The sequence below is a fragment of the Polaromonas sp. P5_D5 genome (genome assembly GCF_054049435.1).
The window spans coordinates 439,515-454,857 of record NZ_JBFUMJ010000001.1 but is presented as its reverse complement, the minus strand read 5'-3'; the positions used below and the strand labels follow the sequence as shown (position 1 = coordinate 454,857).

General features: G+C 61.8%; 13 protein-coding genes and 1 riboswitch. Of the genes, 4 read left to right on the top strand and 9 right to left on the bottom strand.

The features are described 5' to 3' along the window. Positions 1–29 precede the first annotated feature (29 nt). The 5 genes from bamC to ACXJKE_RS02150 all read right to left on the bottom strand — a co-directional run bounded on the left by bamC (position 30) and on the right by ACXJKE_RS02150 (position 5,130). A complete protein-coding gene (gene bamC / locus ACXJKE_RS02170) occupies positions 30–1,175 on the bottom strand; it encodes an outer membrane protein assembly factor BamC (protein WP_457278928.1) in 1,146 nt (381 codons plus the stop codon). Between the two features lie 31 nt (positions 1,176–1,206). Beyond that, positions 1,207–2,091: a 4-hydroxy-tetrahydrodipicolinate synthase gene (dapA, locus tag ACXJKE_RS02165; RefSeq protein ID WP_457278927.1), complete on the bottom strand. Its 885-nt coding sequence runs from the start codon at positions 2,089–2,091 to the stop codon at positions 1,207–1,209. Positions 2,092–2,196: 105 nt separating this feature from the next. Next, complete coding sequence (locus tag ACXJKE_RS02160) at positions 2,197–2,808, bottom strand: class I SAM-dependent methyltransferase (RefSeq protein ID WP_457278926.1); 612 nt, start codon at positions 2,806–2,808, stop codon at positions 2,197–2,199. 100 nt (positions 2,809–2,908) lie between these two features. After that, positions 2,909–3,718, bottom strand: a complete 810-nt coding sequence (locus ACXJKE_RS02155; protein WP_457278925.1) for an SDR family oxidoreductase — start codon at positions 3,716–3,718, stop codon at positions 2,909–2,911. 191 nt (positions 3,719–3,909) lie between these two features. Next, on the bottom strand, positions 3,910–5,130 hold the full coding sequence (locus ACXJKE_RS02150; protein WP_457278924.1) for an MFS transporter: 1,221 nt from the start codon (positions 5,128–5,130) through the stop codon (positions 3,910–3,912). A 191-nt stretch (positions 5,131–5,321) separates the two neighbouring features. Between ACXJKE_RS02150 and ACXJKE_RS02145 the strand changes: the two genes are divergently transcribed. From ACXJKE_RS02145 to parC, 4 genes are all read left to right on the top strand, one after another. Beyond that, positions 5,322–7,292, top strand: a complete 1,971-nt coding sequence (locus tag ACXJKE_RS02145; protein ID WP_457278923.1) for a DNA topoisomerase IV subunit B — start codon at positions 5,322–5,324, stop codon at positions 7,290–7,292. After that, positions 7,289–8,398: a hypothetical protein gene (locus ACXJKE_RS02140; protein ID WP_457278922.1), complete on the top strand. Its 1,110-nt coding sequence runs from the start codon at positions 7,289–7,291 to the stop codon at positions 8,396–8,398. The genes ACXJKE_RS02145 and ACXJKE_RS02140 overlap by 4 nt, the downstream gene beginning before the upstream one ends. 118 nt (positions 8,399–8,516) lie before the next feature. Next, complete coding sequence (locus ACXJKE_RS02135; protein ID WP_457278921.1) at positions 8,517–9,359, top strand: lytic transglycosylase domain-containing protein; 843 nt, start codon at positions 8,517–8,519, stop codon at positions 9,357–9,359. 128 nt (positions 9,360–9,487) lie between these two features. After that, positions 9,488–11,842 (top strand): DNA topoisomerase IV subunit A, encoded by a 2,355-nt coding sequence (gene parC / locus ACXJKE_RS02130; RefSeq protein WP_457278920.1) that lies wholly within the window; start codon positions 9,488–9,490, stop codon positions 11,840–11,842. A 94-nt stretch (positions 11,843–11,936) separates the two neighbouring features. On the opposite strand, the gene ACXJKE_RS02125 is transcribed toward parC, so the two are convergent. The 4 genes from ACXJKE_RS02125 to ACXJKE_RS02110 form a co-directional block, all read right to left on the bottom strand. Then, a complete protein-coding gene (locus ACXJKE_RS02125; protein ID WP_457278919.1) occupies positions 11,937–12,449 on the bottom strand; it encodes a 6,7-dimethyl-8-ribityllumazine synthase in 513 nt (170 codons plus the stop codon). A gap of 126 nt (positions 12,450–12,575) precedes the next feature. After that, positions 12,576–12,737: riboswitch (FMN riboswitch) on the bottom strand. A gap of 82 nt (positions 12,738–12,819) precedes the next feature. Continuing rightward, a complete protein-coding gene (locus tag ACXJKE_RS02120; RefSeq protein WP_457278918.1) occupies positions 12,820–13,575 on the bottom strand; it encodes a hypothetical protein in 756 nt (251 codons plus the stop codon). 118 nt (positions 13,576–13,693) lie between these two features. Further along, the gene (locus ACXJKE_RS02115) at positions 13,694–14,146 is read right to left on the bottom strand and encodes a RidA family protein (RefSeq protein WP_457278917.1); all 453 of its coding nucleotides are present in this window, start codon (positions 14,144–14,146) and stop codon (positions 13,694–13,696) included. Positions 14,147–14,371: 225 nt separating this feature from the next. After that, the gene (locus ACXJKE_RS02110; RefSeq protein WP_457278916.1) at positions 14,372–15,337 is read right to left on the bottom strand and encodes a tripartite tricarboxylate transporter substrate binding protein; all 966 of its coding nucleotides are present in this window, start codon (positions 15,335–15,337) and stop codon (positions 14,372–14,374) included. Positions 15,338–15,343 lie beyond the last annotated feature (6 nt).

The window sequence follows — 15,343 nt, the reverse complement described above, 5'->3', positions numbered from 1 at the left end:
TCGGGATGAACAGGATCACGAACCGGGATTTACCGCAGATCGTCGGCAATCACCTGGATGATGCGCTGGGCATTGGCCGATGCTTCAGGGGCACCCTGGGCATTGAGGACCGATACCGTGGTGCTTTCACCCTGGCTCTTGACGGCGATACGGTACTTCAACGGCGGCACGGCGGCTGGCGAGCCGCTGAACAGCTTGCTGAAGAAACCGGGCTCGGTTTTGTTCACGATGGGCTCGACGTAGCGCACGAAGTAGGTTCCCTGGCTGCGGTCGCGGTCTTCAACCGTGAACCCGGTGCGGTCCAGTGCCAGTCCGACGCGGCGCCATGCACGTTCAAAGCCTTCGTCGATCTGCACGACGGGCTGGCTGTTGACAGTGGCGATCCGCGAGGTTTGTTTGTCTGCACCGGCGGCCACCAGGGCCTTCGATTGCTCTTGCGTGACACCCAGCTTGACCATCAGGCGGCGCAGGAATTCGGCTTCCAGCTCCGGGTCGGCAGGGCGGGGTTGCCACATGGTGCTGTCGCCGCCGGTGGAGCCGGCCTTGACGCCGGTCAGCACCTCGACCATACCGCGGTGGCTGACATAGATTTCGGTGCCGCCATCAGGGCGGCGCTCCAGCCGTGTGCGGAACTTGTCGCGTTCACCTGTGGAGTACAGGCTGTCGAATACTTTGCCGATAGTGTTGCGGATGAAATCCTGCGGGAGCTTGGCGCGGTTTTCAGCGTAATCGGTTTCCATGATGCCGAGGTTTTCCTGGTCCTGGGACAGCAGGAAGCCGCTCTCCAGCCAGAAATCGCGCACGGGCGTCCAGAGCTTGTCTGCCGGCCGGTTCACCACCAGCCAGCGCTGGCTTCCTGCGCGTTCGATGCGAACGTCGCCCACGGTCACTGCGGCTGTCTGCACGGCCTGTGTCGGCTGGCCAACCTGGTAGCTGCTGGCGGACACCGCCGTACCGGGCACCACATAACGGGTTTCGCGGCTGAGTTGTGTCAGGTCGGGAGGGATCGCCAGGGAAGGGGCTTTGGCGCCGCTGCTTTTGTAGTCGACGCGTTCGCCTTCCATCACATCCCTGATGGAAGAGCAGCCGGCGAGCAGGCTGAGGGCAACCAGTGCAGACACGGTTGCGGCGCTCCGGGCTTTGGAAAATGCAGGATGTGTTGGCAATATCTTCACTTGGGTTCCCTTAAAAATCAGATCAGGCAAATCAGACCAGGCCGCAGATGCGCAGGGCGCTTTCCACAGCGGCTTCGTTCGATGTTTCCAGCGGTGTCATGGGCAGGCGCAATGTGCCGCCGCAAAGGCCCATCCGGGCCATGGCCCACTTGACGGGAATCGGGTTGGCTTCGACAAACAGGTTTCGATGCAGCGGCAGCAATTTAAGTTGCAGCTCCATGGCGCGGCGGGCATCGCCGGCCACGGCGGCCACGCACAGCTCGTGCATGAGGCGGGGCGCGACGTTGGCCGTCACGCTGACATTGCCCTGGCCGCCGCAAAGCATCAGCGCCACCGCGGTCGGGTCGTCGCCTGAATACACGGCAAAGCCCTTGGGCACTTCCTTGATCAGCCACTGGGCGCGCTCGATATTGCCGGTGGCTTCCTTGATGCCGACAATGCCGGGCACCTGGGCCAGGCGCAGCACGGTGGCATGCGCCATATCGGCGACGGTGCGGCCGGGCACGTTGTAAAGCACGGTGGGGAGGTCGCCAACCGCTTCCGCAATCGCCTTGAAGTGCCGGTACTGGCCTTCCTGGGTGGGCTTGTTGTAATAAGGGACGACCTGCAGCTGGCAGTCCGCGCCAACGCCTTTGGCAAATTTGGCCAATTCGATGGCTTCGGCCGTTGAGTTGGCACCGCAGCCAGCCATGATCGGCACGCGCTTTTTGGCCTGCTCAACTGACACCCGGATGATTTCGCAATGTTCTTCGACATTGACGGTTGGGGATTCGCCGGTGGTGCCGACCACGCCGATGCAGTCGGTCCCTTCGGCAATGTGCCAGTCAACCAGCTTGCGCAGGGTGGGGTAATCTACGCTGCCGTCTTCGTGCAAGGGCGTTGCCAGTGCAACGATGCTGCCAGTAATGGGTTTCATGCTCTGCTTGTAAACGTTCGCGGCCATGCAGGTATCTGGGGTGTTCCGGCCTGAACAGCTTCAAGCCGGCCCCGGAAAAGGCCAATCCTGCATTCTACCCAGAGCCTAGGTCAGTCTATAGCGGGGTGGACCCCCTTCCGCGGTATGAAGGGGGGCGGATAAACCCGCGGTGCTGGCTGAGTCGCGGACGGCGGCGATGCGCTGGACAAAGCGTGGCGGACGCTCCTCAAAACCCTCCTCGAAGGCCACCACTTTCAGGCCCTGGCAGACCTGCAGCAATTCACCGGGACGCAGTAAAAAGTCGGGGCGCGAGGGTTTGCCTACCGTTTCATTGCCCTGCGTAAAAGTTTCGTAAATCAGCACGCCACCCGGCGCCAGGCTGGCCAGCAGCGTGGGCAGGAGCGGCCGCCACAGGTAATTGGTGACGATGACGGCTTCAAACTGTCGTCCTTCAAAAGGCCAGGGACCTTCCTCAATGTCGGCCACCACGGCTTCAACGGTTTGGGCGGGGCGCGTGGGAAGAGCTGATGCTATGAATTCGATAGCTGCTTGCGCAAGATCCACAAGGGCCAGAGGGTGATTTCGTTCATAAAACCAGCGGGCATGACGGCCATGGCCGCAGGCCACGTCCAGCACTACGCCGCGCTCAGGCACCAGGTGCGACCAGCGCTGCACCCAGGCGGAGGGTGGTTCCGTGCCTTGCGCGGTACCGGTCATAGGGTTTTTCCGCCGGGCCGCCCCAAGGAAAAATGCGCCCCATAAGTGACATCAGGGGCAGCGCGCCGCAGGCTCGGAGTGACAAGCGTGGGGGCTGTATTCATGGTCTTACGTCATCTTTGAGCGCGGCGAGCGCCATCGCCTCGACCCGGCCCGGCGCGATCAGCTTGAGCCAGCGGCCCAGCTTGCCCTTGGCCGTCATGACCACCTCGCGTTCCCGGCGCGCCATGCCCTCAAGGATGAGCCGTGCGCATTCTTCCACGCTCATGGCGTCGTCTTCCTTCAGGCCGCTGGCACCGGCCGCCTCACCGGCCGCGTTGAAGCCGCGGTGGCGGATGCGGGTGGCGACCACGCCCGGGTAGGCCGTCGTTACGCTGACACCGGCCGTTTTAAGCTCGGCGCGCAATGCCTCGAAGAAGCCCGTCATGGCGAATTTGGTGGCGCTGTAGGCTGTGCGGCCCGGCACACCGATCAGGCCCGCCAGGCTGGAGACCGCCACGATGCTGCCGTGGCGCACTTTTAAGTAAGGCAAGGCGGCATGGGTGCACCAGACGCTGCCCCAGAGGTTGATGCGCATCAACTGTTCGTACCAGGCCAGGTCCTGGGCCTTGACGTCTTCAAAAAGGGCTTGCGCCGACATGCCTGCGTTGTTGATCAAGGCATCGATTTGCCCGAACCGGCCGATGGCGGCGGCCACCAGCTGGCGGCATTGGTCCTCTTGCGACACATCGGTTTTGACGGCCAGGGTCAGCGCCCCATGGGCAGCGCATTGGCCCGCAACCTCATTGAGCAGTGCTTCATTGCGCGCGGCCAGCACCAGCGCCACGCCGGCGCCGTGGGTTTTGGCCAATTGCCGCGCCATTTCAGCGCCTATGCCGTCAGAGGCTCCGGTAATTACTATTGTTTTCATAGCTGCTTGCGCCCGTCCTGATTGGGCCGCAGCCCAAAACACACATAAAACCCCTGGGAAGGGCCTTGCGCTAGAAGCAGGCCCAGACCTGGTTGGCGAGTGTGAACAGGAAATCCGGCCGTGTGTAGAGGGCAAACACCCCCAGCGACGCGATGATCGCAAGCGTCCACAGGCCGATTCTTTTGGCCATCTCAGGCCCCTTGGGGCACGGCCGCGCGTGCAATCGGTGATTCACGCACCGGCAGGTTCACCAGCGCGGCAAACACGCCCAATGCAATCGCGATGTACCAGACGATGTCGTAGCTGCCCGTGCGGTCATACAAATAGCCGCCCAGCCAGACGCCCAGGAAGGAGCCGATCTGATGGCTGAAGAAGATAAAGCCGCCCAGCATCGACAAGTGCTGGATGCCGAAGATCTGCGCCACGACGGCGTTGGTCGGCGGGATGGTCGACAGCCACAGCAGGCCCATCAGGCTGGCAAAGATGTAAACGCTCAAGGGGCTCAGCGGTGCCGCCAGGAACACGGCGATCACGATGGCGCGCGAGAGATAAATCGTCGCCAGGATCTTGCGCTTGGCAATTTTCTGGCCCAGGGAGCCTGCAATATAGGTGCCAAACACATTAAAGAGGCCGATCAGCGCCAGCGCATAGCTGGCCACCTGGGGAGACAGGCCCTTGTCCTTGAGGTAGCTGGGCATGTGCACGCCGATGAACACCACCTGGAAGCCGCAGACAAAGTAACCCGCCATCAGCAATTGAAAGCTCGGGTATTTGAAAGCCTCCCGCAGCGCCTGAAGGATGGTCTGCTCGCGTTTGGCAGGCTGCCCGCCGGTAAAACCGCCTTCGCGCAGGCCCAATGCCAGCGGCGCAATCAGCAGCACCGCGCCGCTCAGCACCAGCAAAGCCTCTTTCCAGCCCAGGCTGCTGATCAGCAAACCTTCGGTCGGCACCATCAGGAACTGGCCGAATGAGCCCGCCGCCGCGGCCACGCCCATGGCCCACGAGCGTTTGTCGGCCGAAATATTGCGCCCGATCACGCCGTAAATCACGGCATACGTGGTTCCGGCCTGTGCGGCGCCAATCAGCACGCCGGCTGTCAGGGTGAACAGGAAACCGGTGGGCGACAGCGCCATGCCCACCAGGCCCAGCCCGTAAAGCAGGGCACCGCCCACGATCACGCGGAAGGCGCCAAAGCGGTCGGCCGCCATGCCGGCGAAGATGCCGAACACGCCCCAGGACAGGTTTTGCACCGCCAGCGCAAAGGCAAAAGTCTCGCGCGTCCAGCCCTGCGCCTGCGTGATGGGCTGCAGCCAGAGGCCAAAACCGTGGCGAATGCCCATGGACAGCGTGACGATGGTGGCGCCGCAGATCAGCACCTGCAGCATGGAGAGTTTTTTGGTGTCGGTGGTCATGGGCGAGTCGCCTCGAGTGGCGAAAAAAGGAAAGGCCTGAGGCGGCCGGGAGGCTCTTTGCCGACTGTAACGAAAATGGCGAAACACTGCCGGGGCCGTCCTTCGTTCCCATCCATGAATCAGGTGAGCTGTATGTTTGTACAGTGACTTTTGCGGCCCCGACTACAATTGCGGCAATTCTTTCATCTGCCATGGCTGACAAACTACCCACCGAATATTCCGAAGGCTCGATCCGCGTGCTCAAGGGCCTGGAGCCCGTCAAGCAGCGCCCGGGCATGTACACCCGCACCGACAACCCCCTGCACATCATCCAGGAGGTGCTGGACAACTCCGCCGACGAGGCCCTGGCCGGCTACGGCAAGAAGATCAAGGTGACGCTGCATACCGACGGATCGGTGAGCGTTGATGACGATGGCCGGGGCGTTCCCTTTGGCCTGCACCCGGAAGAAAAGGTGCCGGTCATCGAGATCGTCTACACCCGGCTGCACGCCGGCGGCAAGTTCGACAAGGGCAAGGGCGGCGCCTACAGCTTTTCGGGCGGCCTGCACGGCGTCGGCGTGAGCGTGACGAATGCACTGTCCAAACGCCTGGAAGTCACCTCCTACCGTGAAGGTATGGTCGCCCATCTGGTGTTCTCCGGCGGGGACGTGACCGAGAAACTGCACCTGCGCAAAAACGGCGAGGGCGACCGCAAGACCGGAACCACCGTCCGCGCCTGGCCCGATGCCAAATACTTTGAATCGGCCGCGCTGCCCATGGCTGAACTCACGCACTTGCTGCGCAGCAAGGCGGTGCTGATGCCCGGCGTCACGGTGACGCTGACCAACGAGAAAACCAAAGACGTCCAGACCTGGCTCTACAAGGGCGGCCTGCGCGACTACCTGATGCAGACCCTGACCGGCGACCCGGTGATCCCGATGTTTGAGGGCGAAGGTTTTGCCGACGCTTCGCACGAGAGTTTTGCCGAAGGCGAGGGCGCGCAGTGGTGCGTGGCCTTCACCGAAGAGGGCCAGCCGGTGCGCGAAAGCTACGTCAACCTGATTCCCACCAGCGCCGGCGGCACGCATGAAAGCGGCCTGCGCGACGGCCTCTTCAATGCCGTCAAGAGCTTTGTCGACCTGCATTCGCTGCTGCCCAAGGGGGTCAAGCTCTTGCCCGAAGACGTTTTTGCCCGTGCCAGCTATGTCCTGAGCGCCAAAGTGCTCGATCCGCAGTTCCAGGGCCAGATCAAGGAACGCCTCAATTCACGCGACGCGGTACGGCTGGTGTCGAGCTTTGTGCGGCCGACGCTGGAGCTCTGGCTTAATCAGCACGTCGACTACGGCCGCAAACTGGCCGAACTGGCCATCAAGGCCGCCCAAACCCGGCAGAAAGCCGGCCAGAAGGTCGAAAAACGCAAAGGCTCCGGCGTGGCCGTGCTGCCCGGCAAGCTGACCGACTGCGAAAGCCGGGACCTGGCGCACAACGAAGTCTTCCTGGTCGAAGGCGATTCGGCCGGCGGCAGCGCCAAGATGGGCCGCGACAAGGAAAGCCAGGCCATCCTGCCGCTGCGCGGCAAGGTGCTCAATACCTGGGAGGTCGAGCGCGACCGCCTGTTTGCCAACACCGAAATCCACGACATCGCGGTCGCCATCGGCGTCGATCCGCACGGCCCCAATGACACGCCCGACCTGAGCGGCCTGCGCTACGGCAAGGTCTGCATCCTGAGCGACGCCGATGTGGACGGCTCGCACATCCAGGTGCTGCTTTTGACCCTCTTTTTCCGCCACTTCCCCAAATTGATCGAATCGGGTAATGTCTATGTGGCCCGGCCGCCGCTGTACCGGGTGGATGCGCCGGCGCGGGGCAAAAAGCCGGCTTCAAAGGTGTACGCCCTTGATGAAGGCGAACTGACCGCCATATTGGACAAGTTACGCAAGGATGGCGTAAAAGAAGGTGCCTGGAGCATCAGCCGCTTCAAGGGCCTGGGCGAAATGAGCGCGGAACAATTATGGGAAACCACACTCAATCCTGACACCCGTCGCCTGTTGCCCGTGCAATTGGGCAACCAGGATTTTCTGCAAACCGAGACGCTCATCACCAAGCTGATGGGCAAAGGCGAGGCCGCAGCGCGCCGCGAACTGATGGAGTTGCACGGTGACAGCGTCGAGGTGGACGTTTGAGGCTTCTCCTGTCGTTTGCGCGTGTGATGGGCATCGTGGTACTGGTGCTTGCCGCATTCTGGGCGACGGTGGCACTTGCGCGCCATGAATTCATGGCCTCCGGATTTGCTTTCGCTCTTGCCGCAGGTGGTTTGTGTTTGTCGATTTTTTCAGAGAAGGCCATCGCCAGAAAGAAGCAGCAGGCGGAGAAGGAGGTCACGTTGGAGGCGCTGCTGTTTAGCGACAGTGCGCTGGACGTGCCATTTCGCTGGTTTCGCTGGCTCTGTTTTGTCGTTGCGCTGTTGCTGATTTTTGGGGTAACGGGTTTGCTGGCAAGGGCGACCTGGCAGGAAGGGAAGTTGGTTCCCGTGGCCTTGCTGAGCAGTTTTGCTGTTCTATTGTTTGTGTACATTGGCAGTTTGTTTGTTTCAGGTTATGCCGCATGGCAATCCGGCAGCGCGTTGAAGGCGGATTTGCTGGGCCTGAGGCTCTGCGGCTTGCCCGCTATCGCCTGGAAGCATATTCGCGGTATCGACCTTAAGCAGTTTGAAGTCAAGGGGCAAAAGAAAGCCATCTTGATGTTGGCGCTTGATCCGGCGACGTTCAACGAGCTGAAATCTGCCTTGGTGCCGAGGTCGCTTCATTGGACGGGTCCCAAATTAAGGGAGAAGCCTGCGGTAGTAGAGTTTGGTTGCGATTTTTTAGGAAGAGACCCGGAGCTCGTCGTTCGGGCCGTCCAGTTCATCGCGGACAAATCAGGTGGGCGAAGGGTCAAGGGCTGGAACTACCTTGAAGCAATTGACGTGGCGGAGCAGCGAGAGCAAGCTGCTGAACTCCGCAGGGAGGCAAACCGCAAGAGTGACCTGCTGTTTGCCGAGCTGCAGCGAATGAACCGGTCGGGACCTGTTGATGAAAAAAGACTGGCGGAAATTGACCGTCAAATGCAGGCTGAACTCGAACGGATGAGTTCAGCGGCCAATGCAGAAGTAAATGCTTTCAAGCACAACATGAGTGCACTGGATGAGCGCCTGAAGCCGCTGAAATGGTTTTACAGGGGAATGGTGGTTTTGCTGATTGTCATGATTGGTGGGGCCGTTTTAAGAATTGTGCTCACACTGAAGTCCTGACTCGTGACGATGAATAACTTGATGTTTTACCGTTCCTGCAAGCTGACCTCGTGGTTCCGACGGCCTGAGGCCGACAGGTTTGCCTGGATGGTTGAGCAATCAACAATGGATTTCTTTTATGAAAATTTTTAGTGGCAAACCCAGGCTCTGGCCGGGTTTCTTTTTGAGCCTGCTAATGCTGCTGTCGCAGCAATCTGCCCATGCCGACATCTGGGGCTACGTGGACAAAGATGGCATTGCGCATTTTTCGGCTGTGCGGCTGGATGAGCGCTATGAGCTTTTCTTTCGTGGTGTTGAAAGTTTCAGCGCAGGCGACAACGTTGCCAAAAGCGGCAAAGCCGTCGGCAACGGCGCCAACCGGGCCACCGGTGTGGCCAATGCGCCGCCCAAGCTGCTTGCTTACTTTGATGTGTCCCCCAACTACAAGGCCGTCAAGCACCTGCTGCGCGAGGCTTCCGCCAAACATGGCATCGACTACGAGCTGCTGCAGGCACTGATCGCCACCGAGTCCGGATTCAACGCCCAGGCCGTTTCGCCCAAGGGTGCGGTCGGGCTGATGCAGCTGATCCCGCCGACAGCGGAGCGCTATGGCGTACGGGCCACCAAGGATTCCACCATCCACAAAAGGCTCACCGATCCCAAGACCAACATCCGGGCCGGCTCCAGCTACCTCAGTGATCTGATTGCCATGTTTCCCGGCCAGCTCGAACTGGCCATCGCTGCGTACAACGCCGGCGAGGGCGCCGTTCAGCGTGCCGGCAACAAGATTCCGAACTATCCCGAAACCAAAAACTACGTCAAGACCGTGATGCAGCTCTATAACCACCTCAAGCCACCCAGCATGGCGTCCGGCGGCCGCGTTCGCATGGAAATGATGGGCGGGGCCACCGGCCGCGGCAACATGGTGTCACCCACGGTGGTGTCCACCGCCACGCCAGAGGCCTTGCCCGAGCCGTACTGAGGTCACAATGCGCCTTGTGTCCTGCCCGGCAGCCTGATAGACAGCTTTCCTTTTTGTAACCCTGTGGCGGCCGCACCCGCGTGTGCCGGCATGCCTCACGCCACCTTACCCGCCAAGCCAAACTCAAGATGGATCTCTTTACACCGGACGCCGTAGCCCCGATCCCCGAACCCGCAGACCAGGATTCCCTGGCCGCGTACGCGCAGCGGGCTTACCTTGAATATGCCCTCAGCGTCGTCAAGGGCCGCGCCCTGCCCGACGTTTGCGATGGCCAGAAGCCGGTGCAGCGCCGCATCCTCTTCAGCATGTCGCGCATGGGCCTGGGTTTTGGCGGGGCGAATGGCGCGAGCGGTGCCAAGCCTGTCAAGAGCGCGCGCGTTGTCGGCGACGTGCTGGGCAAATACCACCCGCACGGCGACCAGGCGGCGTACGACGCGATGGTGCGCATGGCGCAGGACTTCAGCCAGCGTTATCCGCTGGTCGATGGACAAGGTAATTTCGGCAGCCGCGACGGCGACGGCGCAGCGGCCATGCGATACACCGAGGCTCGGCTGGCGCGCATCACGACGCTGCTGCTCGACGAGCTTGACGAAGGCACGGTCGACTTTGTGCCCAACTACGACGGCTCCTTTGAAGAGCCGCGCCAGTTGCCGGCACGCTTGCCCTTCACGCTGCTCAACGGCGCCAGCGGTATTGCCGTGGGCCTGGCCACTGAAATCCCCAGTCACAACCTGCGCGAAGTCGCCGACGCCTGCGTGGCGCTCATCAAGACGCCCAAGCTTGCGGACGAAGAGCTGTACGCGCTGATCGCCGGGCCCGACTACCCAGGCGGTGGGCAGATCATCTCGAGCGGTGCGGAAATCGCGGCGGCCTACAGCACGGGCCGCGGCTCGCTCAAGGTGCGTGCCCGCTGGAAGATTGAAGAACTCGCGCGCGGCCAATGGCAGCTGGTGGTGCAGGAACTGCCGCCCGGTGTCAGCACCCAGCGAGTGCTCGAGGAAATCGAAGAGCTCACCAATCCGAAAATCAAGGCCGGCAAAAAAGCCCTGAGCCAGGACCAGGTGCAGCTCAAGCAGACCATCCTGGCCGTGCTCGACGTGGTGCGCGACGAATCCAGCAAGGACGCCGCCGTGCGCCTGGTGTTCGAGCCCAAGACGAGCAAGATCAGCCAGTCCGAGCTCATCAACACCCTGCTGGCCAACACCAGTCTGGAAAGCTCCTCGCCCATCAACCTGACCATGGTCGGGCTGGACGGCAAGCCGACGCAGAAAAACCTGCGCCAGATGCTGACGGAGTGGATCGAGTTCCGCCAGACCACGGTGCAAAAACGATCGCAGCACCGGCTCGACAAAGTGCTGGCCCGCATCCACATCCTCGAGGGGCGGCAACTGGTGCTGCTCAACATCGACGAGGTGATCGCCATCATCCGCCAGTCGGAAGAGCCCAAGCCCGCATTGATAGAGCGCTTCAAGCTCAGCGAAATCCAGGCCGAGGACATTCTTGAAATCCGCCTGCGCCAACTGGCACGGCTTGAAGCCATCAAGATCGAGCAGGACCTGAAAAACCTGCGCGAAGAGCAGGGCAAGCTCGAGGAAATCCTGGGCAGCCCGGCGGCGCTCAAGCGCCTGCTGGTCAAGGAAATCGAGGCTGACGCCAAGCAATTCGCCGATGCGCGCCGCACGCTGATCCAGGCCGAGAAAAAAGCCGTACTCGAAGTCAAGGTGCTCGACGAGCCGGTGACCGTGGTCATCAGCGACAAGGGCTGGGTGCGCGCACGCAACGGCCACGGACATGACCCGGCAGGCTTCGCCTTCAAGGCGGGCGACGGGCTTTACGGCACCTTCGAATGCCGCACCATCGACACGCTGCTAGCTTTCGGCTCACGCGGCCGCATTTATTCGGTGCCGGTGTCATTGCTGCCCGGTGCGCGCGGCGACGGCCAGCCGCTCACCACCCTGATCGACCTGGAGTCCGGCACGCAGCTGGTGCATTATTTTGCGGGCCCGTCCAATGCCGCATTGCTGCTGAGCGCCAGCGGCGGCTACGGCTTCCTCGCTACGGTCGAGAACATGACGTCGCGCCTCAAAGCCGGCAAGGCCTTTATCAGCTGCGCTGAAGGTGAAATCATTTGCAGGCCTTCGCATGCCGCGTTCACCAGCGCATCGGCGCCCTTGGTGCCGGCCACGCATGTGGCTTGCGCCTCGACGGGCGGCCGCATCCTGACGTTTGAAATCGCGGAACTCAAGATGCAGGCCGCCGGCGGGCGCGGCCTGATGCTGATCGACCTCGAAGCCAAAGACACTTTGGCTGGTGCAGCCGCCTACACGCGCAGCGTGAAGATTGAAGGCATTGGCCGCGGCGGCAAGGCGCGTGAGGAAACGCTGGAAATCCGCAGCCTGAACAATGCCCGTGCGGCGCGCGCGCGCAAGGGCAAGGCGGCCGACCTGGGCTTCAAACCCACCGGCATCAGCCGCGTTGAGTAAAACTGACTGAAGGTCATAACTGGCGGGCGCAAGTAGCTATTGATTTAATAGCAAGATGCTGCGCTCACCGGTCTGGTCAGCAGCTATTCAGCAATCAAGCTGCCAAGAGCAGATCAAGCTTTTTCAGGCCCGCCACCGTCTCCAGGCAGGCTTGCGCCACTTCCTTGCCCTTGGTCAGGAAATGTTCCGTGAAGAATTTTCGGTGTTCGTCATGCTCATGAAAATGCTGCGGCGTCAGCACCGCTGAAAACACCGGCACGCCGGTTTCCAGCTGGATACCCATCAGCGCGCTGATCACCGCATCGGCCACAAACTCGTGACGGTAGATGCCACCGTCCACCACCAGCCCGCAGCAGACCACGCCTGCATAGCGGCCCGACTGTGCGAGCTTTTTCGCGTGGAGCGGAATCTCGAACGCGCCGGGCACTTCAAACGTGTCGATGGATTCGGGGCCTGTGCCTTGCCGGGCCATCTCGGCCAGGAAGGCACCGCGGCCCTGGTCCACGATGTCTTCGTGCCAGGACGACTGGATAAAGGCGAAACGTGCCTTGGTGGGTGTGCCGCCCGAACGGGAAGCCGAAGGTGGGGAAATATCTGTCTGACTCATGGAATCCTCTTTGCCAGGTGTTACCAGAATCAGGGCGCACGAGCCTGCGGCCAGCCCATGGGCACGCGAAAAGCCCGCGCGGAGAGTCCGCACCAGCCATCGTCGCCCACGGCACAGCCGCCAGCATCGCGCTCTCTTTCATCCGGACTGTGACCGTCGGCTTCGGAGTTGAACCGAATCTGCTGACCCTGGTTGCCGTATGAAGCACGGCAACCAGGCGCTCGCGGGCTGATGCAGTTGCCTGCAAACACCGCCGGTGGGGAATTTCACCCCGCCCTGAGAACGCTACCCCGGCAAAATGGCCGGGGCGAAGTGAATTTTATGGTTTGCGAGAAACCTTTGCCGGGCGGGTGAATGCCCTGGCGCCAGCTCAGAGGAGGGTACTCAGCGAGGTCCAGTAGCTGTCCATCAGCTTTCTTGCGTCTGCAATCGCTTTTTCCTTGCTGGTTCCGCTGGGGATTCGCATGATCAGTGCAAATTCGACCAGCTTGTCTCCAATGACCGAGAACCTGCTGATGCCCAGCGTGTTCAGTACAGAGGCGTCCGGTGAAACCTGAAAGTCCGCCGTCGGGAAGCAATGCGAGCCAATCCTGTTGGGCACCAGGAGTTCAATGGACTCACCAAACGGGCCGGTCAACCTGGAGAAGGAAAACGGCGCGCCGCGGGATGACTTGACCTGTAAGTCGGCCGCAGCACGCAGACCGCTTGCGTTGCTTCTCATGTTGGAAGGAAGCTCTGTCACCACGATCGCGGCAATCGGGGGAGCCAGATCTCCCGGGGAAAGCAGCACATAGTGATCAGTGACCCCGCGCGATTTGTCGTTCAGGAAAAGCTTGACGTGCGTTCGTTCCAGTTCGGGAAGCTGCGGCACGGCAATTTGAAACCCCGCGTCCTTCAGGATGATTTTTCGGGTGGACTTGATGGTCGCTTCGTCTGCATTGCGCACCATGAGGTTTCCGCCTCCGCCGTTGCAGGGCTGGAGCGATAAATTCCAGACAGACCTGATGTCGTTGGCTGCACCCGCAGGAGCTTGGGCAACTGCCAGCGGGGGACAGGCCAAAGCCAGGTACAGGACAGACATCCCGAGCTTGGCGAGTTTGCCGAAATGCCGCTTTTCCTTGTTCATGGTGAATACTTTCAGAAAGTCGGCTTCCGTGCAAACTTCGTTGCACTTGCCATGAAGAAGGTTCTGCTGGAAGTCAAATTCAGGCCGGGGGTACAAAGCTCCGGCCTGACGTCTTGTCTCACTCGACTTCAGCAACCAGGTCGATCTCGACGCAAGCGCCCATGGGAACCTGGGCCACGCCAAAGGCGCTGCGCGCATGCTTGCCGGCGTCGCCGAAGACTTCTGCAAACAACTCGCTGGCGCCGTTGGTCACCAGGTGCTGCTCGGTATAGTCGCCGGTCGAGTTGACCAGGCTCATGAGCTTGACGATGCGCTTGACCTTGCCCAGGCCGACGGCGGCTTCGAGTGTGCCCATCAGGTCGATGGCGACCGAGCGCGCGGCGGCCTTGCCTTCTTCTGTCGTCATGTTCTTGCCGAGCTGGCCGACGAGGGGCTTGCCGTCCTTCTTGGCGATGTGGCCGCTCAGGAACACCAGGTTGCCGGTCTGCACGAAGGGCAGGTAAGCTGCCAGGGGCGTTGCCACGGTTGGCAGGGTGATGTTCAGTGCTTTCAGCTTGTCGTAGGCGCTCATGGTGATCCTTTTGGTGAAGAAAAATGGCACCAGCCCAATGAGTATAAGCGCGAGCAGCTATTGTTTTGATAGCGAATAAAGCGGCGCGGCCGGCTGGTAGTGCAGGGAATTGTAGGATGGTGCCCGGGTTCCGGAGGCCTTTGGGGTCATGAAAGGAAATGATGGAACGGCGCAGGGCCTGCGCGGCTTGTCCCGCGCCCCCTTTCACCGTTCCACATGCCGGCGTCACTCGGGCTTGATGCCGGCCTTTCGCACCACAGCACCCCAGCGGTCTACTTCGTTGCGCATGAAGGCACGCAGTTCGTCGCGTGTCGAGCCTTTCAGGTCAATGCCCAGGGTGGTGAGGCGCTCGCGCGTGGAAGGGTGCGCCAGCGCCGCCACCGCTTCGCTGCGCAGCCGCTCGACGATCTCGATCGGCGTGGTGGCCGGCGCCACCAGCGCCCACCACTGGTTGAACTGCATGCCCTCGATGCCGGCTTCGCGCGCGGTCGGCACGCCGGGCAGGGTAGCCAGGCGCGCATTGCCGGTCACCATCAAGGCAGAGATCCTGTTCGCGCCCAGCAGCGAACTGCCGCTGGCCATCGTGGCGAAATGCGCGTCCACCTGGCCGGCTGCGACGTCGGTGAGCGCGGGTGCGGAGCCGCGATAGGGAATGGCGTTGACCTTGATCCCCGTGGCGCCGGCGAACAGTTCGCTGGAAAGGTGGCTGATGGAGCCATTGCCGCTGTGGGCCAGCGCCAGCGGCACCTTGCTGCCCCGGTAGTTTTTGAGGAAGCCCTTGATGTCGCCATTCTTGTACTGCGCGCCGCCGGCAAACAGCAGCAGCGGCGAGGTGCCGACCATGGACACCGGCGTGAAGTCGCGCAGCAGGTCGTAGGGCATCTTGTTGAACACGGCCGGCGCAATCGCATGCGGCAGCTCGACGATGGCGAAGGTGTAGCCGTCAGGCGCGGCCTTGGCCGCGGCTTCGGTGCCGATGCGCCCGGAAGCGCCGGAGCGGTTGTCGACCACCACGCTTTGCCCCATGGTTTCGCCCATGCGCTGGGCAATCGCGCGGGCGATGGCGTCGGTGCTGCCACCGGGCGCCCAGGGCACGATGAGGCGGATGGGTTTGTCGGGGTAGGCGGCATGGGCGGTTCCCGCCAGGGTGGCGCAGGCCAGAAGCAGGGCGGGGAGCAGTCGGGTCTTCATGGTGAA